The sequence below is a fragment of the Microvirga pakistanensis genome, from assembly GCF_004458765.1.
Lineage (GTDB): Bacteria > Pseudomonadota > Alphaproteobacteria > Rhizobiales > Beijerinckiaceae > Microvirga > Microvirga pakistanensis.
On the sequence record NZ_SPJX01000410.1, the window covers coordinates 17,596 to 39,118 of the forward strand.

Here is a 21,523-nt window from a genome sequence, read left to right on the forward strand (position 1 = left end):
AACGACCCCAGAGGAAGGGACGGTTTCCCCGAATTGAGGGAAAGTTGTTCCATGCCGATCCAGGCTATTGGCGCTGCCGAACGCACTGAACGATGAATTACTTTCGGTGAGTGCCTTGTCATTTGGGGTTTGGGGCACTACGTGATGCTTATCGACATTTGGCCGGACAATCGGGCCGTACCGCCTTGGCATGCCGGGCGCACGTTCAGACACTCTCCCAAACATCGACGAACCGAGCAGGGGCGCGCTTTGGCGCGGGCCGACGCTCACGTGCACTGACGCAAACCAAGGAAGACTGCCATGATCACGGGCACCGTGAAGTTCTACAACGACCAGAAGGGCTTCGGCTTCATTCAGCCGGACAACGGCGACAAGGACGTGTTCGTCCACGCCACCGCGCTTGAGCGCGCCGGCATCCGCGGCCTGCGCGAAGGCCAGAAGGTGTCCTTCGACACGGCCGAGGACCGCCGCTCCGGCAAGGTCGCGGTCAACAACATCCAGACGGCCTGACGCGCCGTCTCCCGCGGGCGGCGGGCTCACCCAGGCCGCCCGCCAAAGCCGCCCTTCGGGAGCGGCTTTTTTGTTTGCGAAGAAAGGAATTTCCCAATGGCCAAGGAAGAACTGATCACATTCGAGGGCGAGGTCATCGAAATCCTGCCGGATGCCCGCTACCGCGTGAAGCTGGAGAGCGGCCATGAGATCGTCGCCTACACGGCCGGCAAGATGAAGAAGAACCGCATCAAGACGCTGGCGGGGGACCGCGTGACCGTCGAGATGTCGCCCTACGATCTCGACAAGGGCCGGCTCATCTTCCGTCACAAGGACAGCGGTTCGGGCGCTCCCCGTCCGGGGGCCCCGCGCCGTCCGCAGTTCCGCCGCCGGTAACCCGCATCAGTCGAGGATTTGAGCCCAGGGAAAGGTTATGATGCCTGAAAAGACTTGGACGTTCGAGGCTGGTGACCTGGTGCCGGAATGGCTCATGCGCCAGACCAATTGCGTGCTGAGGTTCGGCCGGGACGCGATCGTTGTGGAAAGCAACAGCGAGTTCCAGATCTATCCGGCCAGTGCCATGGAGCCGGAGGACACGATGGTGCTGGCCGAAATCATCGATCAGCAGGTCGATGCTGAAGTCGAGCATACTTTGCCGATCAAGGCCCACACGGTCCCCCGGTCGATGTCCCTCAACTGAACGCTACACAGGAGACCTTCATGAGCCACAAGTACTCCCTGGGCCAGCTGGTCCACTCCGCCGGTGCGAGCTTTGCGGACCGGACGGGCGGCGTCTACGAGGTCGTGCGCCTCATGCCGGAAAGCAGCAATGGAGAACTCGGCTACAGGATCCGGCACACCACCAGCGGCACCGAGCGTGCCGTCGGGGAATCCGAGATCCGCGCCGTTGCTGCGGAGGAGGCTCACACCACGGCCGGCTGAGGTGTGAGGCGGGTGTTTTGACGTTTACCTTCGGGGTGGCGGCATAATAAGAACACGGCTCGTTCAGTGTGGACCGAGCAGCTTTGCAAGACATGACAGTGACCGGCGTCTATGGGACACCTCCGGCAGAACTGGCCGAAGCGCCAGCGGGCAGCATCCAGTTCTCTCCCCTGATTCCGGGTTCCGGAAGGTTGGAGGACCGAGAGGAGGGCGCCTTGAGCGCAATGGTGCTGCTTGCACCTCCCGGTACGGTCGAGCGGCGCTATACGGTCGCTCTGGCCCTGAGGGCGCTCGCTCCCGGGGGAGTGCTCACCGTTCTCGCGCCCAAGGACAAGGGAGGCTCGCGGCTCGGCAAGGAGCTGAAGGGCTTCGGCTGCGAGGTCCGGGAAACCTCCCGACGGCATCACCGGATCTGTGAGTGCGAAAGACCGCCACAGCTTGCCGGGATCGAGAGCGCTCTTGCCGAAGGCGCGCCGCGTGTCGACGATGGGCTTGGCTTGTGGACGCAGCCCGGGGTATTCAGCTGGAACCGGCTGGATCCCGGCAGCGCCCTCCTCAAACGGAACTTGCCCGCCTTGAGCGGCAAGGGCGCCGATTTCGGGTGCGGCATCGGAACATTGTCGCGCACCATCCTGTCCTCGCCGAAGGTCACGCATCTGGTGATGCTGGATATCGACCGCCGGGCCACCGAAATGGCGGCGCGCAACGTTCAGGATTCCCGCGCCGAGATCCGCTGGGCCGATGTGCGCTCGGGGCTGCGCCTCAGCGGCCTCGACTTCGTAGCGATGAACCCGCCGTTCCACGACGGCGGCGCCGAAGACCAGAGTCTGGGCCAGAGCTTCATCCGCAGGGCGGCCGAGTCCCTGCGCCCGGGCGGTGTCCTCTGGCTCGTCGCCAATCGCCACCTGCCCTACGAGGGCGTGCTGAAGCCCTTGTTCAAGCGCGTGACGCTTCGAGCGGAAGCTGCCGGCTACAAGGTCTACGAGGCCCAGAAATGAGCAAGATCCCCACGCTTCGTCTCGACCGGCTGCTCGCCAATATGGGCTATGGCTCGCGCCGCGAGGTGCAGCAGCTCGTCCATGCCGGTCTCGTCACCCTCGACGGCGAAACGCTCGAGGATCCCGATCAGCGCATGGCTGTCACCCGCGATCTTTCGGAGCGCATGCTCATTCGCGGCAAGCCCCTCGATCCCCCGCCGGGCCTCGCGCTGATGCTGCACAAGCCCTTGGGGGTCACCTGCTCGCACAAGGAGGCGGGGCCCCTGGTCTACGGGCTTCTGCCCGAGCGCTGGCGTCGCCGCGACCCGGCGATCTCCACCATCGGCCGCCTCGACAAGGAGACCTCCGGGCTCCTGCTCATGACCGATGACGGCAACCTGCTGCACCGTGTCATCTCCCCACGCACCCATCTTCCGAAGCGCTACCACGTCACCCTCGACCGCCCCTTGCGCGGCGACGAGGCCGAGATTTTCGCCGCCGGCACCCTGATGCTGGAGGGCGAGGAGAAGCCGCTTCTGCCGGCCAGACTGGAGGCGCTGGCCGAGCAAAGCGCCTATCTGACGCTCACCGAGGGACGGTATCATCAGGTCCGCCGGATGTTTGCCGCCGTTGGCAACCACGTGACCGCCCTGCATCGCGACAGGATCGGGGATCTGATCCTGCCGGGCGATCTGGAGCCGGGTCAATATAGGGTCCTGAGCGAGGCCGATCTGGCCTTAATCCTACCGCCTGCAAAGGGTGCATAGGCGAGAGACTCCGATCCAGGTTGTCCCGGAATTGTTCATCTGGTCAGTCTCAATCGCATCGAACCTCTCAAATTCCGTCCTGATCCTGGGGCTATGCCGTGCGGCAGCGGACCGCCAAGGAAGCCTGGCCTGCGCGGGCGCCCCGGAAGCATCCCGGGTCCGGGCTCCGGTGCATGGGTTGGGGACGAGGAAGCCGTTCAGGCGGCTTCCTCGTCAGAGGTTGTCTTGGCGCTGCTAATCGGGTAGGGAAGAGATCAGGCCCACCGCCGTAAAGCACCCGTAGCTCAGCTGGATAGAGCGTTGCCCTCCGAAGGCAAAGGTCACACGTTCGAATCGTGTCGGGTGCGCCATTCCTAACCCCTTGTATAACTTGGGTTTCAGGCGCAAAGGCTAAGCCTCCCAAACAGCCAAGAAGTCCAATCCGTAACAGCCCTGTCACAGCTGAACGGAAACACGACGAATGGCGACCATCCGCAAGAGAGGCTCTTCCTGGCAAGTTCAAGTGCGCAGAGAAGGCTTCCCGCCTGTTACAAAGACATTCTCCACCAGAGCCGATGTCGCTGAATGGGCAAGGGATAAGGAGAGGCAGATCGACCGCGCTGAGCTTCCGACCACAATACGAGACTTCAAAGGAATGACCGTTGCTGACCTTCTCAAGAAGTATGAGCATGAGATTACTCCTAAGAAGCGGGGTGCTAAGTTCGAGCGGTCTCGGCTCCGCCAACTCCTCAGCCACAGCATAGCTAACGCTGGGCTTCACCACCTGTCCGGTGAGCTGGTTTCTCGCTACCGAGATGAGCGGTTGAAGGCTGTTAAACCTGCCTCTGTCCGTCGGGAGCTAGTGGTTCTCCGCCGTGTCTTCGAAGTGGCTAGGACTGAGTGGAACGTGCCTATCCGCATCAACCCAGTCCATCAGATCAAGCTTGCAAGTGACTCTAAGCCGAGAGAACGGCGTCTTGAGGAGGGGGGACAATGAGCGGTTATCCCATGCAATCAACTCAAACTCCGCTTGGTATCTCCGGCCCTTGATAGCCCTAGCCATCGAGACCGGGATGCGCAGAGGAGAACTCCTGTCGATTGGATGGAAGGATGTCGATATGACTGCTCCAACCATCCGCATCCTCAAGACCAAGAACGGCCATCCTTGCACGATCCCGCTCACTCCCAAGGCGGTTGAGATACTGTCCTCACTAGATGCGAAGCTGGCTAAGGCTACGGTCGGGTAGGGGTCAAAAGAAACGAGACGAATCCGGGCATTGGTCAAGGCGGCAGGTCTGGGAAGAGCCCAGATGCCACATTGCCTTGTCCTGGCGAGCATTCCTAGGAAATATGACCTGTGCGCTATAGCACAGCTTGTTTGTTCTCGGCTATGTAGTCACGGGTCGCCTAGATCGATCTAGGACCATGACGGAACACCTTAGGGGCGAGAATGGCAATCATCCGTGGAACAAGCACCAACACGAAACTGATCGGCACGAGCACGAAAGACTGGATCTACGGCTTTCTGACCAACGATAGCATTGATGGCGGCGCTGGAAACGACTTTCTGTCTGGCGGCAACGGAAACGACACTGTCTTTGGCGGCACGGGCAATGACAAACTGTATGGAGGCTTTGGAATCGACAATCTTGATGGCGGTATCGGTAATGACTTCCTCGATGGAGGGCTTGATACGGTTCGGGACATCCTGAAGGGCGGCGACGGAGACGATACGGCGGTCGTTTACGATAACGATAGCGCCCTCGGAGGCAGCGGGCTGGACATCCTGTCGATCGGCAGCTTTGACGTAGATACGGCCATCAAATACACGCTCAATCTGTCCAAGATCAACGGATCAACAGCAACGGCGATTGGCCACAAAGGTATCACTGCTGGCCAGTTCGAGGGCGCATATGTGTACATGGGCAAGTTCCTTGCCGGGTCGTCGGTGATTGGCTCTGCTGGTGAGGATGAGATCATCGGCGGTTGGAACGACACCACCAGTCTGATCGGAGCAACACTGGACGGTGGCGCAGGGGATGACATCATTCTCGGCACCAACAAGAATGACTCTGTCATTGGTGGGGCAGGCTACGATCAACTCGCTGGCGGCGATGGCGCTGATACTCTCACAGGCGGAACGGGTGCTGATCAGTTCGTTGTTGATCTGTCATCAATCCAGTATCTGCCGCCCAAAGTGGACATCATCACCGACTTTAGTGCAGAGGACTTTTTCCTCGTCGATCCCAGCCCGTTCTATGGGTATATGGCAAGCACCGCAAGCAATGTCGATCAGAACAATCCTCTTGAGGTTGGATCAACCCCGAAGGCCAAGTCGACCAAGGCTCAGTTCCTGTATGACACTGATGACGGACGGCTCTTCTATGATGCGGACGGAACCGGCTCTAAGGCGGCGATTCACCTGTACACCCTTAAGAACAAGCCTGTTCTGAACGATTTGGACTTCATCGTCTGAAATCAAGCCTGAGAAGCCACCTTCGTTCTGCCTCTAAGATCCCCCGCTGCGTGTCATACCAGTGGGGGTTTTTGCGTTCGCAACTAATTCGATTGACCTCTCACTCAGGTCCACTTTGAGAATAACCCTGAGCCTGATCAGGGTGTCAGACAGGATCCAGCAATTCGATCGCTCTATGATGTTTGCAGGGTAGCTGCCCCTTCAGCGCTCATCCTGCCCCAGGTCAAATTAGCGCCCACAAGACGTTAGAATGGACCTCTTGGATCGTCGTGCCAGTAGTCCCTCAGTTCCTTCTGGCGGTTGCGGTCAGGCCAGACCAGATCGTCACCTTCGTACCCATAGAACGATGGTGCGTCTCGGACCTGCTCCTCGGTAATCTCAGTGCGGTAGCCTTCAAGTGCCTTGTCATAGGAGAGCTTATCCCACGGGATGGTGCGGTGGTGAACCCCGATGCCAAGAAAGCCACCAAACGTCACGTCAACATAGAGGACTTTGCCGCTGACCTTCTCGATCAGGAGACGCTTGATGGTGCCGATCTGGCTGCCCAGCTGATTGAACACAGCCGTGCCTTCGATCCTATCGCTCTCGATTATCGGGTGAAATGTGGCTGTGTTGTCGCTTGCCTCCCAGAGAAAGAAGCCATTCTCTAGCATCCCGGCCGCAACGAAGGCTCGACCAACGCCAAAGGTCCACTGCTCGGCTGGGCGAACCTCCTTCACAAATGTCCAAGGTCCACTCTCGGCTGGAACCTTCTCGCCAGTTGCACTGTCAGTGAAGGCCAAGAGGTTGGGGTTCGCGTCAGACTGGAAGACATAGCAGGTTCTCATAGGTGCCTCTTGAGTGGATAAGACGCACGACCATTGTCTCAGTCATTCATGACCAAAATAGAAACAGATAAACAGGAAGATTTAACCAGAAATCGGGATGTTGCCCTAGGATAAAGCTAATATTCATCTATGTTTTTCAAGATGTATTTTGACTTGCTACCATACTAGTACACTGACATGATCAGAGGTACTTGTCTCGAACCGACTATCATGAATCGTACAACAAGGCTTCAGAAGATCTAACGTAACCTAAGCACTGATCAATTGAGGCGATAACTGAATCCGGCGATTGGTCACGGCTATTGAGCTAAGCCTCAGCCTAACTTCAAAGACGGACTATGTAAGGCGCAGGGCTAACGCAAAGGCTTTTCCCCTCCCACGAGTAAGAACGCCTCTGATGACTGCTCCTGAGGAGTTCACATGTTGTCACCAACGCTTTATAGCGCAGCTTGATGAAGCAGTTTCCAGGTCTTTCCGCAAGGCGGCTACAGAGTATAAAGATGATTAACGCGCCTGATTAAAACTTCGGTGTTGCTTTTAAGGCATAGGACGTTCTTGATACTGTCGACTGAGGGGAAGTTAGCTTATTTCGAAGCGAGCTCATCGCCGGAAGCGAAAACACTCTATCTGGTTACTTGGTATTCAGAAGCTGGTCTCGCTGCACTTCCCCGGTGCTCCTGACCTGTCACAACGCATATGGCAGTCGGTGGGCTAACATAATCCCTCCAGGCCCTTAGCTTCCGCCCTTTCAAGCCACGCTTCATCCTTGTCCGTCACTAACTCCCCACAACATGCGAATCGTGCCAGCAGCCTCAATGAGCAAAGCGGATAGCTCCTCGGGTATCTCGTCAGCCGCTCGGTCCGATCGTCCAACGATGTCTGTCAGATCGCTCATTGTATCCCTTCTTAAACAGCAGCCTGTCCAATAGGTCAGCCGGGGATCGCCGGGTTACAGGGACTTCCAGTTTCACGGCAGGGCAAGCCGAGCAGAGCCAGCACGGCTCGTAACGGACGCGCAGGTGTCTCCGCTCTGATGCTTCAAGAGTATTACTGAGATATGCCTTACGGAAATATGAGAGCCGAGACCAACACACTTGCCATGAACGCCAACAGAATCAACAGCGGAGCCAGTAGTGAACCTGATACAATCAGCAACAGGGATAGACTGAGGCGTCGCATGGTGAGGCTCCTCCACTCCGGTAGGTAAAGCCTAAGGCAGACCGTGGCCGCAATATGTTGCATAGCCTAGCCCACAAGAGGGAGAGCTTCGTTCTTTGTTACAAAATCCTTTGAGTCCATTGCGCCACCCTTGTTCAGCCCTGTTCCCCCGGGTGGGGGTGGCCTTCGGCTTGTCACAGCGAGTGTGATTAACTAGGTCAAGCGGATGGCTACAAGCCCCTTGCCAAGCTCGGGGAGACTGTTAGGTTGGTCATTGTAACTGATTGGATTCACTAACTGTTTCTTAGGCTCATCGCCGTAAAGCACCCGTAGCTCAGCTGGATAGAGCGTTGCCCTCCGAAGGCAAAGGTCACACGTTCGAATCGTGTCGGGTGCGCCACCTCCCAGCCGCATGTCGAACATGACCGAGAGCCCGTGTTCTCGTCTGCCGCCGGGAGCATGTGAGAGCCTGCCTCGCCCGTGCCATGCCTCCTCGGCCTATCGCTCAGGCAGCGATCGTTGCGAGGAAGCATCCGTCCCATGATCGCAGCATGGTCGGCCAATCCCTAAGCGCAACCTTACAAGCTCCACGGGTGGCAGTGCTACGCTGGGTTGTCAGCGCGCGTGATATTCTATTACTCTTGCCTGGTGAGTCATCGGCGGCCCTTGCGCTGTGCGTGCCCGCCTAGGATCGGTTGAACGGCTCGATGAACAGGGCCGGTCAGGGAACCCTGCCTTAGGTCTCAGAGGGCAGGGCTAGTAGAAAAGGGGCGCCTATGAAGCCAGTAGAGCAGCGTCGCGCCAGCCCTCGGTCGCACACCCATCTCAAAGGGCACATCATCTTCAATAACGGTCTCTCCCGTATGGAATGCACGGTGAGGGACTTGTCCGAAACCGGCGCGCGCCTCGCGTTCGCTCACCCGGTCAAAGTTCCCGCCGAGTTCCAGTTGCAGATCCCGGGGAAGAAGCTCATTCGGCGTGCCCAGGTCATATGGTATGACGGGCGCAGCCACGGGATCATGTTCCTCGACCGCGACGTGGGAGCCGACGCCCCCGAAAGGCTATCCTTGCCCGACCTGGAGGCATCGGGCGTATCGGATATTCTGGAAGAGGCCCGCCAGAGGATCGCCCAGCTTCTGGGGGTCTCTGTCGATATGGTCCAGCTGAAGGTCGCGATCGAGCGATGAAACGCCGGATCTCCTGCCTCGCATCACCTCGTGCGGACTTGAAGGCCCGCGTCGGCGAATCACCGGGATCGTCTTCCTGCCCGATCGCCGAGAGCTGTTTCCAGGGGGTGTGGGATCATCCCTTCTTGGGTGCGCCGCATTCTTAACGGCGAAGCGGATCCACTTCGCCGAAAATGCTTTAGGCGACCATCCATTCGTGGTCCGGATCGTTGTGGAATTTCCAGATCCGTTTCGGCCCCGCCATGACGTTCAGATAGTAGAGCTCGTAGCCGTGCGGCGCGCCGACCGGGTGATAGCCTTTGGGGACCAGAACCACGTCGCCATTGCTGGCGGCCAGCGTCTCGTCGAGGGAACGGTCGTCCGTATAGACCCGCTGCAGGGCGAAGCCTGTGGGCGGGTTGAGGCGGTGGTAATAGGTTTCCTCCAGCAGCGACTCGTGAGGGAGCATATCCCTGTCATGCTTGTGGGGCGGATAGCTCGACCAGTGCCCGGACGGTGTGATCACCTCGACCACGAGCAGGCTTTCCGCGGTTTCCGTCTCAGGCAGGATGTTGCGCACATGGCGCGTGTTCGTGCCCTTGCCGCGAGTCTCCTGACCCACCTGATCGGGACGGATGACCCGCGCCGGCAGCTTGCCCTCGGCAGGTGCGGTGCAGACGGCGATCTCGCCATCCGTCTCGGCTCTCAGGAGCCACTCGGAGCGGGCGGGCACATAGAGCGACCAAGGATCCGGCTCGAACGGCGAGGAACGACCGCCGATCACCCCGAAATCCTGGTTTCCCGCTGCCACATGGGCCTTGCCCGCGAGCATGACGATGCAGGCTTCACGATCTCCCGTCTGCTGTTTCAAGCTCTGCCCGGCGTTCAACCGGTAGACCTCGAAGCCCACATAGGTCCAACCGGCGGAGGCCGGCGTGATGGCGTGAATGCGCCCGTTCGAATCGGGCGTAGACGGCTTGACGAGAAGCTTCGACATCGTCCGTTGTCCTTATCGCAGGCCTGCTTCCTTCAGGAAGCGGGTGAGATTGGCATAACCCATCTTGGCATAGGTGAGCGGGTGGGCCTTCTTGGGATCCTGCTCCGCTTCGATCACCACCCAGCCGCTATAGCCCGGCAATTCCTTGAAGACCGAGACGAAATCCACCATGCCGTCACCCGGCACCGTGTAAACGCCCTCGATGACGGAATCGAGGAAGCTCCAGCCCTCGGCCCGGGATTTCTCCATCACGCTCTTGCGCACATCCTTCGTGTGCACGTGGCTGATGCGGCTGCGGTACTGGCGGGCGAGCGCCGCCGGATCCGCGCCGCCCCAAGTGGCGTGCCCGGTATCGAGCAGCAGATGCACCGCGTCGCCCGTGGCGCGCATGAAGGCGTCGATATCGGCCTGCGATTCCACGATCGTTCCCATGTGGTGGTGATAGACCACGCGCACGCCCTCCTGCAGGGTGCGCTCCGCCACCTGCGTGATGCGGCGTCCGAACTCCGCCCAGTCGCCTTCCTTCATGACCGGCCGCTGTGAGAGTGGCTTGGAGCGGTCTCCGTGAATGGCGTTCGACGTCTCGGCGAAGACGAGCACGTTCGAGCCCATGCTTTTGAGGAGATCGAGATGCGGGCGCAGCGCCTTCATCTCGGCATCGGCATCGCGCGTGAGCAGTTCCGCAGAGTACCAGCCGGACACGCAGGCGAGGCCGAAGGGCGCGAGCGCCTTCTTCAGGGCCTCCGGCTCGCGCGGGAACTTGTTGCCGAGCTCCATTCCCTCGAAGCCGGCCTCCTTGGCCTCGGCCAGGCACACTTCGAGCGGCGTTTCGCCGCCGAGTTCCGGCATGTCGTCGTTGGACCAGCCGATGGGGTTCGCCCCGATACGGATCGTCATCTGTCGTTACCCTTCCGTTTTGATCAGTCGCCCACGCGCTGTGCGGCGAGGGCTGTTTCGTAATCTTTTCGCGCGGCCTTCACCTGCTCGCGCACGGAGACTTCCGGCACCGCCACATCCCACCAGTGGCCGCCCTCATCGGTGGAGACGAGCGGATCGGTATCGATGACGATCACGGTGCTGCGCTCGGCCGTGCGGGCCTTCTTCAGCGCATCCTCCAGTTCGGCGATGCTCTTCACCTTCAGCGAATGGGCACCCAGGCTCGCCGCATGGGCGGCGAAGTCGATCTCTGGCAAGGTCACGTGGTGGGTGTGCTGCAGGAGATTGTTGAAACTCTCGCCGCCGGTGGCGCGCTGCAGGCGGTTGATGCAACCATAGCCGCGGTTGTCGAGCAATACGACGGTGAGCTTCTGGCCCAGCATGACGGAGGTAGCGAGTTCGGAATTCATCATGAGGTAGGAGCCGTCGCCCACCATCACGATCACTTCGCGCTCCGGGTCGGCCATCTTCACGCCGAGGCCGCCCGCGATCTCGTAGCCCATGCAGGAATAGCCGTATTCCATATGGTAGCCGAGGGCGGCGCTCGCCTTCCAGTGCTTGTGGAGCTCGCCCGGCAGGCCGCCCGCCGCGCAGACCACCACATCGCCGGGAGAGGAGCTGCGCTGCACCGCGCCGATCACCTGAGCATCGGACGGAAGTTCCGCGTTCGTCGGATCGGTGAAGCGGGCCGCGGTTTCGAACCACCGGGCCTTTTCTTCGCGACCCTTCGCCGCCCAGGCCTCCGGTGCCTTCCACGGGCCCAGTGCGTGGCTAAGTTCGTCAAGGCCTACACGCGCGTCGCAGACGAGCGGCAGCGCATTATGCTTGGTGGCGTCGAAGGCCTGCACGTTCAGCCCGACGATGCGGCGGTTCGGGTTCTTGAACAGGGCCCAGGAACCGGTGGTGAAATCCTGTAGGCGGGTGCCGACGGCGATCACCACATCGGCGTCCTCGGCGAGGGCATTGGCGGCTCCGGTGCCTGTGACACCCACAGCGCCGAGATTGGCTTGATGATCATGGGGAAGGCTCGACTTGCCCGCCTGAGTCTCGCCGACGAAGAGGCCGTGCCGTTCCGCAAAGTCCGCCAACACCGTCTCGGCGCCGGAATAGAGCACGCCGCCGCCGGCCACGATGAACGGCTTCTTCGCGTTGCGGATGAGATCTGCGGCTCGTGCGAGCTCCGCAGCATCCGGACGGATGCGGCGTGGCGTCCAGACTTTCTCGGCGAAGAAGCTTTCGGGATAATCGTAGGCCTCGGCCTGCGTGTCCTGGCAGAGCGCGAGCGTCACCGGCCCGCACTCGGCGGGATCGGTGAGCACGCTCATGGCGCGCTGAAGAGCGGGGATGATCTGCTCGGGGCGCGCAATGCGGTCGAAATAGCGGGAGACCGGCCTGAAACAATCGTTGGCCGAGACCGTGCCGTCGGAGAAGCCCTCGATCTGCTGCAGCACCGGATCGGGCCTGCGGTTGGCGAACACGTCGCCGGGCAGGAGCAGGACGGGAAGGCGGTTGACGTGAGCCACGGCGGCCGCCGTCACCATGTTCGTCGCGCCGGGACCGATGGAAGTGGTGCAGGCCATCAAGCGGCGGCGGCGAGAGGCCTTCGCGAAGGCGACCGCCGCATGCGCCATGCCCTGCTCGTTGTGGGCCCGGAATGTCGGGAGCGTGTGGCGCACCCCGTGCAGGGCCTCGCCCACGCCTGCCACGTTGCCGTGACCGAAGATGGCCCAGACGCCGCCGAATAGCGGCAGGATATGTCCGTCGATCTCCGTCTTCTGCGCGGTGAGAAACCGGGCGAGGGCTTGCGCCATGGTGAGGCGGATCGTGTTCATGAGCGTTTCTCTCGACATGCGCCGGAATCGATGCCGGCAGCGTTCTCAGGTTTTGCAATGCATGAAAAGAGAGCGGAGCCGATCATCGGATCCGCCCTTCGTCTTAAGCCGCCTTGGCCGGGCTCGACACGCGCTGCCACGCGTCGACAAGGCGTTGGAAACGGGCGGCCATGTCGGCAATCGCGGCTTCGTCCGAGATCTCGCCCTTCAACCAGCCACGTGCGGCTTCGTTGAAGAGGGTCCGGCCGACCGCGAAGCCCTTCACCTGGGGCTCGCTCGCAGCGGCGGCGAAAGCGGCTTCGAGTTCATCCTCGGGTGCCTCCAGGCCGAGCAACACGATGCCACGGCAATAGGGATCGTTCCTCGTGACCACCTCGCCGATAGCCTTCCAGGCCGCCTTGTCCTGCTGCGGCTCGAGCTTCCACCAATCCGGCCTGATGCCGAGATCGTAGAGGTGCTGGAGGATGCCTGCGACCGTGTCGGTCTTCAGCGATCCGTGCTTGCCGGCGATGATCTCCACCAGCAGCTCGCGGCCGATGCGGCGCGCGGCGTCATGGATGCGCAGCAGCTCGCGCTCCTGGCGTGCTTTCAGTTCCGACGGATCGTCCGGGTGATAGAAGCACAGGCATTTGATGGTATGGCCCACCGGCCATTCCACGAGCTTCGCGCCGATGCTGCCGCCACCTTCGAAATCGAGCGGGCGCGAGCCCGGCAGCTCCACCGGGCGACCGATCCAGAACGGATGATCGGCGGCGCGGAATAAGGCTTCGCGGCCGTAGGTGCCGTCAATCAGCATGCCGAAGCCGGAGCGGCCGTTGGCCACCTTCGCGGCCGCCTGCACGGCGAGCACTTTGAAATCGGGAATGCGGTCGATGGATGCGCCAACCTCGCTCGCCATCGCCTCCAGCTGCACGCGGTGGTCGATCGCGAATGCCATGAGCGTGCCGGACTCCGGCCGGCGCGTCGTCGCCCAATGGATATGGTTGATGTCTTCATCGAATCGCAGCGCCCTGTGGCGGCTGCCTTCCTTGAGGAAGTGCTGCAGCTCCGGAAAGGTCGGGATCTCGGGCGAGCAGAGAAGGCGCGAGACCGCGAAGGCCCCGCTCGCATTGGCATAGGCGCAGCAGGTCTCGAGCTTTTCGTCCCGAAGCCAGCCGCGAAGGAAGCCGGACAGGAAGGCATCGCCCGCGCCGAGCACGTTGTAGACCTCGACCGGGAAGCCGGGCCCCTTCACGCCCTCGTCAAGCGAAGCCGGGATCTCACCGGGAAACACGACGCAGCCCATGGAACCGCGCTTGCACACGATGGTGGCCGTCGAGATAGAGCGGATGGTGCGGATGGCCGCAAGCGTGTCTTCCGAGCCCCCGGCGATGTGCAACTCCTCTTCCGTGCCGACGATGAGGTCGCAATCCGCAAGGATCGGCTTCAGGTGTTCGGTGACAGTATCGGAACGCACATAGCGCGACTCACCTGCGCCATGGCCGAGCAAGCCCCAGAGGTTCGGGCGATAATCCACATCGAACACCACCTTGCGGCCGTTCGCCTTGGCGATGCGGATGGCTTTCCTCTGAGCCGCGGCTGTGCTCTCCCGCGCGAAATGCGTCCCCGTGACGACGATCGCCGCGGCGGAGGCGACGAAGCGCTCGTCGATGTCGTCTTCGGACAGGGCCATGTCGGCGCAGTTGTCACGGTAGAAGATGAGCGGGAATGAAGCCTCGTCCCGGACCCCGAGGAGCACGAGCGCCGTCAAGCGCTGCTTGTCGGTGATGATGCCGTGGGTGGAGACGCCCTCGCGCTCCATCTGCTCACGGATGAAGCGGCCCATGGCCTCGTCGCCCACGCGGGTGATCAGGCCGGATTTCAGGCCGAGCCGCGCCGTGCCGATGGCGATATTGGCAGGGCACCCGCCGACAGCTTTCGAAAAGGAAGCCATGTCCTCCAGCCGGCCCCCCACCTGCTGGCCGTACAGATCGACCGAGGCGCGGCCAATGGTGATCACATCCAGGCTCGGCTTCATGGTATTCCTCCCGCGGCCGGTCTTTCCCGAAAGCCGTCTCAGGGCTCTACTATTCTGGCCCTTGCAGTTATAGAACGTTTATTCTATTAGCATCAAACACTGGAATATCAATTCCAAATTCGCCGATAGCCGGCAAAGGACCCGGGGGAAACATGATCAGGATCGCCGTTCTGGGCGCAGGCCGCATCGGCCGCATTCATGGGTGCAATGCCGCCAACCATCCCGACGCTCGCCTCGTGGCGGTCGCCGACCCGCATGCCCCCTCGGCGCAGGAGCTGGCGGCGGCGACGGGGGCCGAGGTCGCGGCGCTCGACGAGATTGTCGAACGCTCCGATGTGGACGCCATTCTCATCTGCACGCCGACCACCACGCATGCCGATCTCATCGAGCGCGGCGCCAGGGCCGGCAAGGCGGTGTTCTGCGAGAAGCCGGTCGACCTGTCGAGCGAGCGCATCGAGACCTGCCTCGCTGCCGTCGAGAAGGCGGGCGCGCCGCTGATGATCGGTTTCAACCGCCGCTTCGATCCCAATTTCGCGTCCTTGCGCCGCCGGCTCGCCGAGGGCGAAGTAGGGGAGGTGGAGCTCGTGACGATCCTGTCCCGGGATCCCGGCCCGCCGCCGGTGAGCTATATCAAAACGTCCGGCGGCCTGTTCCGGGACATGATGATCCACGATCTCGACATGGCGCGGTTCCTGCTGCTCGGGGACGAGCCGGTGGAGGTGCACGCGGTGGGCTCCTCCCTGGTGGATCCGGCGATCGGCCAGGCGGGCGATGTGGACACGGCGGCCGTCATGCTGAAGACGGCCAAGGGCAAGATCGTCCAGATCTCCAATTCCCGCCGCGCCACCTACGGCTACGATCAGCGCATCGAGGTGCATGGCGCGAAGGGCATGATCCGCGCGGGCAACATCCATCGCACCACGGTGGAGGTGGCGAACGCCTCCGGCATCACGGCCGATCCGGTGCAGGACTTCTTCCTGGAACGCTATGCGGACGCCTATCGTGACGAGCTCACCGCATTCCTGAACGCGATCCGCGACGGCAAGCCGTGCGACCCCACGGGTCGCGACGGTCTCATGGCGCAACGCCTCGCGGATGCGGCGACGCAGTCGGCGCAGACCGGCAGGCCGGTGAAGCTGTAAGGCTTACATTGCGTGTCGCTAACTCAGTTAGCTGCCGAGATAGGCGAGAAACTGGAATATAGCGGCTAGGGCGGCTGAGAATGCCGCCCGAACAGCATGCTTGGATTGCCGTGACAGGCTATGGACGAGGTCTTCGAAATCGCTGCCGAACCAATCTTCCCCGCCTCTTGTTCATGCGGGCAAGGATCTCCTCGGGTGACGGCCTGACAGGGAGAGTTGCAAGCGTTGCTCCAACGGCAGCGCTCGCGTACGAAGCGAACTGTAACGAGCCTTCCATTCTTCCTTACCTCTCCGCCCGCTTCTCCGCCGTGCCGACGGCGAGCGCCATCGCCAGCGCGAACGATGCGGAAAGGGAACGGAACGCGCCGAAATCTGCCTCCGCCACCTCGAGCCATATGTCGGCGCTCGTCACCAGGGGGCTGAAGGCGGAATCCGTGATCGCCACCACGGGAATGTTGCTGCGGGCGGCGGCGGCGGCGAGTTCGGCGGTCACCGGCGCATAGGGCGTGAAGCTGATGGCGAGAACCGCATCGCGCTCGGTCGCGGTGCCCAGCTGCTCGGGACCGAGCTGTCCCACATGGTCGATCAGAATGGTGCGGATGCCGAGCTTGCCGAAGGCATAGGCGCAATAGGCCGCGATGGGAAACACCCGGCGTGCGCCGAGCAGGTAGATCGTGTCGGCCTTCGCCAGGGTCTCGATGGCGCGGGAGAGTTCCTCCGGCCGAACGGAATCGCGCATCTTCTCGAGGGAAACCGCCGCCGCGTTGGTGAATCCCTCCAGGAGCGAGGCCGCGTGGACATGGTCGCCTTCCAGATTGCGCAGCACCTTCAGCCGTTCCCGATAGTCGGGAAAGCGCTCCCGCAGGCGATCGCGAAAGATCTGCTGCAGGTGGGAGAAGCCGTCGTATCCGAGGCTCTTGGCGAAACGCACGAGGGTGGAAGGCTGGACGCCCGCGTGCTCGGCAATGCCCGCCACCGTGCCGAAGGCGACCTCCTCGGGGTGCTCCATGGCGAAGGCGGCGAGCTGCTTGAGCCTCTTGGGCATCGTCTCCCGGCGGCTGATCAGCAACGCCCGTAAATCGTCGTAATCGCCCGGTGCCTCCGTTGCGGCATCGGCGCCGATCATGCTTTTTTCCGTCTCCATGGCGCTGTTCTTGGTCTCCAGATGGCTGTTTTCAGTCTCCATGCAGCCATATTCCGCTTCGATGCGACCTTGACACCGTTCCTCGAAAAATGGAATGAATATTCCACTGTATAAACAAAAAGGTTCTGGCGTTCCATTCAAAGGCGCGACCGGAGCGGCAGAGGAAACGGCCTGGAAAAGGGTGATTCGCCCAAGTCATGGGGCGATCCTCTGCAAAAGCATGCACGGCCAAGAGCCATGGCCTTCGCCATAGCCTTCGCCCTTGCTCTCGCCGTAGCCGGAGCCTCCGGCTGCGGAACGCGAATGAGAACCCTTTTGGGGAGGAAACCAATGAAATCTCTCGTTACCGGCCTCGTTGCCGCCGCAGCCTTGACCGTTGCCGCCGCAGCCCCCGTCTCGGCCCAGCAGAACACCCGCATCATCGTGGTCAGCCACGGCCAAGCCAATGATCCCTTCTGGTCCGTGGTCAAGAACGGCGTGACCGCCGCCGGCCAGGACATGAAGGTCCAGGTCGATTACCGCGCCCCCGAGACCTTCGACATGGTGGCCATGAGCCAGCTCATCGACGCGGCCGTGAACCAGAAGCCCGCGGGGCTGATCGTGTCGATTCCGGACGCCTCCGCGCTCGGGCCATCGATCCAGAAGGCCGTCGCCGCCGGCATCCCGGTGATCTCGATGAACTCGGGCTCGGACGTGTCGAAGAAGCTCGGCGCCCAGCTTCATGTGGGACAGGACGAGGTCGAGGCCGGACGCATCGCCGGCGCCAAGCTCAAGGAGATGGGCGGCAAGGTCGGCCTGTGCGTGAACCAGGAGGTCGGCAACGTGTCGCTCGACCTGCGCTGCAAGGGCTTCACCGAAGGCTTCGGCGGCAAGGTGACGGTGCTCCCCGTCACGAACGATCCGGCCGACATCCGCGCCAAGGTGAAGGCTGCGATCGCGTCCGACAGCTCGATCGACACGATCCTCGCGCTCGGCGCCGGCACGGCGGGCGAGCCGTCGGTCGCGGCCGTGAAGGACGCCGGCAAGACGGGCGCCATCCGGGTCGCGACATTCGACATGTCGGCCGGCTTCCTCAAGTCGGTGGCGAGCGGCGAGGCGGTCTTCGCCATCGACCAGCAGCAATACCTGCAGGGCTACCTGCCGGTGGTGTTCCTGGCGAACTATGCCAAGTACGGCCTGATGCCCGGCGGCAACGTGCCGTCCGGTCCCAACCTGATCACCAAGGAGAAGGCCGCCCAGGTGGTCGAGCTGTCCGCGAAGGGCATTCGCTGATCCGGACGAAGCCCGCGGCCATGACGCCGCGGGCTTTTCTCCTTGTGTGCATCGTTGGTTTCTTTGAGGGAGGCTCTCCATGGTGAACACCACCCAGCCGACCGCCGATCTGTCTCCGGCTTCCGCCGTCAAGGCCCTTCAGGACGAGCGCCTGAAAGAGGTTTCCCTCCTGACGAAGATCATGCGCCGCCCGGAACTGGGCGCGCTCGCCGGCCTGGTCCTGGTCGCGATCTTCTTCCTCTCCACCGCCGACGCGTCCATGTTCTCGCTGGCGGGCGTCATGAACATTCTCTCGCCCGCGGCCCAGCTCGGCATCCTCGCCATCGCGGCGGCGCTTTTGATGATCGGCGGCGAGTTCGATCTCTCCATCGGCTCCATGGTGGCGTTCACCGGGCTCGTCTTCGGATGCTTCATCACGCTGACCGGCTGGCCGCTGCTGCTCGCGATCGCCGCGACCTTCGTGGTGGCCGCCGTCCTCGGGGGACTGAACGGGCAGATCGTCATCCGCACGCGGCTGCCCTCCTTCATCGTCACGCTGGCTTTCCTGTTCATCCTGCGCGGGCTGTCCCTCGTGGGCCTCAAATGGGCGACGGGCGGCTCCACGCAGATGCGCGGCCTCGGCGGCGAGGGCGAGTCGGACCTGGTGCGCGAGATCTTCTCGGGCACGGCCCTGGAGGGGCTGTTCTCGTGGCTGGCCGCCCATGATCTCATCGCGAAGTTTCCGAACGGGACACCCACGGTCGCCGGCGTGCCGGTGTCCATTCTCTGGTTCGTCGGCTTTGCGCTCGTCGCCACATGGATCCTGCTGCGCACGCGCGCCGGCAACTGGATTTTCGCGGCCGGGGGCGACGCCAACGCGGCGCGCAACTCCGGCGTGCCGGTGGACCGGGTGAAGACCGGCCTCTTCATGCTCACCGCCTGCGCGGCCGCGCTGGTCGCGATCCTGACCGTGCTCGACGCGGGCTCGACGGATGCGCGGCGCGGCTTTCAGAAGGAATTCGAGGCGATCATCGCGGCGGTGATCGGCGGCTGCCTGCTCACCGGCGGCTACGGCTCGGCCATCGGGGCGTTCTTCGGCGCCATCATCTTCGGCATGGTGTCGATCGGCCTCACCTACACGCGCTTCGATTCCGATTGGTTCCAGGTGTTCCTGGGCGCCATGCTGCTGCTGGCGGTTCTCTTCAACAACTTCATCCGCCGGAAAGTCACGGGAGAACGCTGATGGACACGCAGGCTCCACTCATCGAGATCCGCAATCTCGTCAAGCATTTCGGCTCCGTCATCGCGCTCTCCGGGGTGTCGCTGTCCGTCCATCGCGGCGAGGTGATGTGCCTGCTCGGCGACAACGGCGCGGGCAAGTCCACCCTCATCAAGACCCTCGCGGGCGTGCACAGGCCGACATCGGGCGATTTCCTGGTGGAGGGGCAGCCCGTGTCCTTCACCAGCCCGCGCGATGCGTTGGACGCGGGCATCGCCACGGTCTACCAGGACCTCGCGATGATCCCGCTCATGTCGGTGACGCGCAACTTCTTCATGGGCCGCGAGCCGGTGAGGGGCGTCTGGCCCTTCCGCCATGTGGATTTCGACCATTGCGACACGGTCACCCGCGAGGAGATGCGCAAGATCGGCATCGACGTGCGGGACCCGCACCAGGCGGTGGGCACGCTCTCCGGCGGCGAGCGCCAATGCGTGGCGATCGCCCGCGCGGTCTATTTCGGCGCGAAGGTGCTGATCCTCGACGAGCCGACCTCCGCGCTCGGCGTGGCGCAGACCTCGATGGTGCTCAAATACATCCACCAGGTGCGCAGCAAGGGCCTCGGGGTGATCTTCATCACGCACAACGTGCGCCACGCCTACGCGGTGGGCGACCGCTTCACGGTGCTCAATCGCGGCAAGACGCTCGGCACCTATGCGAAATCCGGGATTCAGATCGAGGAGCTGCAGAACCTCATGGCCGGCGGCAAGGAATTGCAGGCGGTGTCGGAGGAACTGGGCGGGATGGTGTAGGCGGATCGCACGCGTGTTCCGTCTCTCAAGGAGAGGCGACAGGCACGGATCGGCGGGTGATGAAGTCAGACGCTCGTCGTCATCCCCGGGTCAAGCCCGGGGATCCACGTCTCCCTCGCAACGCAAAAGACGCGGATGGCCGTGACTGATCCACGGATCAAGTCCGGGGACGGCCATGACGAAAAAGGCATGGCGGGAGGGGGCCATGACGGTGGAGGATGCTCGCAATCTCTGATGCCAGCACTGCGCTCCGATTTGGAGAATGATGGATGAAAACACTCAGCATCGGCCTCATCGGCACCGGCTACATGGGCAAGTGTCACGCGCTCGCCTGGAACGCGGTGGCCTCCGTGTTCGGCGACGTTCCGCGCCCGCGCCTCGTTATGCTGGCGGAAGCCTCGCAGGAGCTTGCGGAGCGCAAGGCCCAGGAACTCGGCTTCGAGCGCGCGACCGGCGATTGGCGCGCGCTCGTGAACGACCCCGGAATCGACGTGGTGTCGATCACCACGCCCAACGCCTTTCACCCGGACATGGCCATCGCGGCGCTCGAGGCCGGCAAGCACGTGTGGTGCGAGAAGCCCATGGCGACGCGGCTTGCGGATGCGGAGCGCATGCTGGCGGCTGCCCGCGCTTCGGGAAAGGTTGCGGCGCTCGGCTACAACTACATCCAGAACCCGGTCATGCGCCTGATCCGCCGCATCCTCGACGAGGGGCAGATCGGTCGCGTGAATCATGTGCGCCTCGAAATGGACGAGGACTTCATGGCGAACGCGGACGACCTCTTCTATTGGAAGAGCGAAGCCTCCTCGGGCCACGGCGCGCTCGATGATTTCGGCGTGCATCCGCTGAGCCTTCTGTGGGTGCTCCTCGGCGGCGTCAGGCGCGTGTGCGGGCATATGGCGAAGCCCTATGCGGAGCGTCCCGTGCAGGGCGGCGGACGCCGCGCGGTCGAGACCTATGACATCGCCACCGTGCTGATGGAGCTGGAGAGTGGCGCGTCGGGCGTCTTGGCTCTCAACCGTTCCGCCTGGGGCCGCAAGGGCCGCATCTTCGTGCAGATCTTCGGTTCCAATGGCACCATCGTCTACGACCAGGAGCGCATGAACGAGGTACAGCTTTACACGGCCGATGGCGCGAAGGAAGCACAAGGCTTCCGCACCATCCTCACCGGCCCGCAGCACCCGCCCTACGACAAGTTCATTCCCGCGCCGGGCCATGGATTGGGCTTCAATGATCTGAAAATCATCGAATGCCGGGAGCTGATGCGGCGCATCGCGGGCGAGAAGGCGCATCTCATCGATTTCGAGGACGGCATCCGGATCGAGCGGACAATCGACGCCATGGCGCGGAGCGCCCATGAGGGGCGCTGGGTCGAGGTGTAACGGTCTGCGGCAT

Annotated in this window: 21 protein-coding genes and 2 tRNA genes; 17 read left to right on the forward strand and 6 right to left on the reverse strand. The window is 62.5% G+C overall.

What is annotated here, in order from left to right; genetic code table 11:
• The first annotated feature begins 300 nt into the window (after positions 1 to 300).
• The 10 genes from E4K09_RS19085 to E4K09_RS30740 all read left to right on the forward strand — a co-directional run bounded on the left by E4K09_RS19085 (position 301) and on the right by E4K09_RS30740 (position 5,630).
• Complete coding sequence (locus E4K09_RS19085) at positions 301 to 510, forward strand: cold-shock protein (RefSeq protein ID WP_116528134.1); 210 nt, start codon at positions 301 to 303, stop codon at positions 508 to 510.
• A 96-nt stretch (positions 511 to 606) separates the two neighbouring features.
• Positions 607 to 885 (forward strand): translation initiation factor IF-1, encoded by a 279-nt coding sequence (gene infA / locus E4K09_RS19090; RefSeq protein ID WP_134499325.1) that lies wholly within the window; start codon positions 607 to 609, stop codon positions 883 to 885.
• 40 nt (positions 886 to 925) lie between these two features.
• Positions 926 to 1,189 (forward strand): hypothetical protein, encoded by a 264-nt coding sequence (locus E4K09_RS19095; protein WP_134499326.1) that lies wholly within the window; start codon positions 926 to 928, stop codon positions 1,187 to 1,189.
• Positions 1,190 to 1,209: 20 nt separating this feature from the next.
• Entirely contained in the window at positions 1,210 to 1,431 is a 222-nt protein-coding gene (locus E4K09_RS19100; protein ID WP_134499327.1) for a hypothetical protein, read from the forward strand.
• A 92-nt stretch (positions 1,432 to 1,523) separates the two neighbouring features.
• The gene (locus E4K09_RS19105) at positions 1,524 to 2,429 is read left to right on the forward strand and encodes a class I SAM-dependent methyltransferase (protein WP_134499328.1); all 906 of its coding nucleotides are present in this window, start codon (positions 1,524 to 1,526) and stop codon (positions 2,427 to 2,429) included.
• Positions 2,426 to 3,175: a pseudouridine synthase gene (locus E4K09_RS19110; protein ID WP_134499329.1), complete on the forward strand. Its 750-nt coding sequence runs from the start codon at positions 2,426 to 2,428 to the stop codon at positions 3,173 to 3,175. Before E4K09_RS19105 ends, E4K09_RS19110 begins: the two co-directional genes overlap by 4 nt.
• Positions 3,176 to 3,448: 273 nt before the next feature.
• A tRNA-Arg gene (locus tag E4K09_RS19115) sits at positions 3,449 to 3,525 on the forward strand.
• A gap of 110 nt (positions 3,526 to 3,635) precedes the next feature.
• Positions 3,636 to 4,151 (forward strand): site-specific integrase, encoded by a 516-nt coding sequence (locus E4K09_RS29290; protein ID WP_166802408.1) that lies wholly within the window; start codon positions 3,636 to 3,638, stop codon positions 4,149 to 4,151.
• Entirely contained in the window at positions 4,105 to 4,401 is a 297-nt protein-coding gene (locus tag E4K09_RS31140) for a tyrosine-type recombinase/integrase (RefSeq protein ID WP_425293865.1), read from the forward strand. The genes E4K09_RS29290 and E4K09_RS31140 overlap by 47 nt, the downstream gene beginning before the upstream one ends.
• A gap of 203 nt (positions 4,402 to 4,604) precedes the next feature.
• Positions 4,605 to 5,630, forward strand: a complete 1,026-nt coding sequence (locus E4K09_RS30740) for a calcium-binding protein (protein WP_134499331.1) — start codon at positions 4,605 to 4,607, stop codon at positions 5,628 to 5,630.
• A gap of 245 nt (positions 5,631 to 5,875) precedes the next feature.
• Here E4K09_RS30740 and E4K09_RS19130 read toward each other — a convergent pair whose 3' ends face one another.
• The gene (locus E4K09_RS19130) at positions 5,876 to 6,457 is read right to left on the reverse strand and encodes a PRC-barrel domain-containing protein (protein ID WP_134499332.1); all 582 of its coding nucleotides are present in this window, start codon (positions 6,455 to 6,457) and stop codon (positions 5,876 to 5,878) included.
• A 1,481-nt stretch (positions 6,458 to 7,938) separates the two neighbouring features.
• Between E4K09_RS19130 and E4K09_RS19135 the strand changes: the two genes are divergently transcribed.
• Both E4K09_RS19135 and E4K09_RS19140 read left to right on the forward strand, forming a co-directional pair.
• Positions 7,939 to 8,015 (forward strand) — tRNA-Arg (locus tag E4K09_RS19135).
• Between the two features lie 376 nt (positions 8,016 to 8,391).
• Positions 8,392 to 8,802 (forward strand): PilZ domain-containing protein, encoded by a 411-nt coding sequence (locus E4K09_RS19140; RefSeq protein WP_134499333.1) that lies wholly within the window; start codon positions 8,392 to 8,394, stop codon positions 8,800 to 8,802.
• 178 nt (positions 8,803 to 8,980) lie between these two features.
• Here the strand turns inward: E4K09_RS19140 and iolB are convergent, their stop codons facing one another.
• From iolB to E4K09_RS19160, 4 genes are all read right to left on the reverse strand, one after another.
• Positions 8,981 to 9,778, reverse strand: coding sequence for a 5-deoxy-glucuronate isomerase (iolB, locus tag E4K09_RS19145; protein ID WP_134499334.1), 798 nt, complete (start codon positions 9,776 to 9,778; stop codon positions 8,981 to 8,983).
• Between the two features lie 12 nt (positions 9,779 to 9,790).
• A complete protein-coding gene (iolE, locus tag E4K09_RS19150) occupies positions 9,791 to 10,675 on the reverse strand; it encodes a myo-inosose-2 dehydratase (protein ID WP_134499335.1) in 885 nt (294 codons plus the stop codon).
• A gap of 23 nt (positions 10,676 to 10,698) precedes the next feature.
• On the reverse strand, positions 10,699 to 12,546 hold the full coding sequence (iolD, locus tag E4K09_RS19155; RefSeq protein WP_134499336.1) for a 3D-(3,5/4)-trihydroxycyclohexane-1,2-dione acylhydrolase (decyclizing): 1,848 nt from the start codon (positions 12,544 to 12,546) through the stop codon (positions 10,699 to 10,701).
• Positions 12,547 to 12,649: 103 nt separating this feature from the next.
• A complete protein-coding gene (locus tag E4K09_RS19160; protein ID WP_134499337.1) occupies positions 12,650 to 14,563 on the reverse strand; it encodes a bifunctional 5-dehydro-2-deoxygluconokinase/5-dehydro-2-deoxyphosphogluconate aldolase in 1,914 nt (637 codons plus the stop codon).
• A 152-nt stretch (positions 14,564 to 14,715) separates the two neighbouring features.
• On the opposite strand from E4K09_RS19160, the gene iolG reads away from it, so the two are divergent.
• Entirely contained in the window at positions 14,716 to 15,705 is a 990-nt protein-coding gene (iolG, locus tag E4K09_RS19165; RefSeq protein WP_134499338.1) for an inositol 2-dehydrogenase, read from the forward strand.
• Positions 15,706 to 15,988: 283 nt separating this feature from the next.
• Here the strand turns inward: iolG and E4K09_RS19170 are convergent, their stop codons facing one another.
• Positions 15,989 to 16,849 carry a MurR/RpiR family transcriptional regulator gene (locus tag E4K09_RS19170; RefSeq protein ID WP_134499431.1) on the reverse strand — a complete coding sequence of 287 codons (861 nt, stop codon included), beginning with the start codon at positions 16,847 to 16,849 and terminating at the stop codon, positions 15,989 to 15,991.
• 330 nt (positions 16,850 to 17,179) lie between these two features.
• Here E4K09_RS19170 and E4K09_RS19175 point away from each other — a divergent pair, with 330 nt between their 5' ends.
• The 4 genes from E4K09_RS19175 (at position 17,180) to E4K09_RS19190 (ending at position 21,510) form a co-directional block, all read left to right on the forward strand.
• Positions 17,180 to 18,121 carry a sugar ABC transporter substrate-binding protein gene (locus E4K09_RS19175; RefSeq protein WP_134499339.1) on the forward strand — a complete coding sequence of 314 codons (942 nt, stop codon included), beginning with the start codon at positions 17,180 to 17,182 and terminating at the stop codon, positions 18,119 to 18,121.
• A gap of 79 nt (positions 18,122 to 18,200) precedes the next feature.
• A complete protein-coding gene (locus tag E4K09_RS19180; RefSeq protein WP_244610596.1) occupies positions 18,201 to 19,343 on the forward strand; it encodes an ABC transporter permease in 1,143 nt (380 codons plus the stop codon).
• Positions 19,343 to 20,128 carry an ATP-binding cassette domain-containing protein gene (locus tag E4K09_RS19185; protein ID WP_134499340.1) on the forward strand — a complete coding sequence of 262 codons (786 nt, stop codon included), beginning with the start codon at positions 19,343 to 19,345 and terminating at the stop codon, positions 20,126 to 20,128. The genes E4K09_RS19180 and E4K09_RS19185 overlap by 1 nt, the downstream gene beginning before the upstream one ends.
• Positions 20,129 to 20,397: 269 nt before the next feature.
• Positions 20,398 to 21,510, forward strand: a complete 1,113-nt coding sequence (locus E4K09_RS19190) for a Gfo/Idh/MocA family protein (RefSeq protein WP_134499341.1) — start codon at positions 20,398 to 20,400, stop codon at positions 21,508 to 21,510.
• Positions 21,511 to 21,523 lie beyond the last annotated feature (13 nt).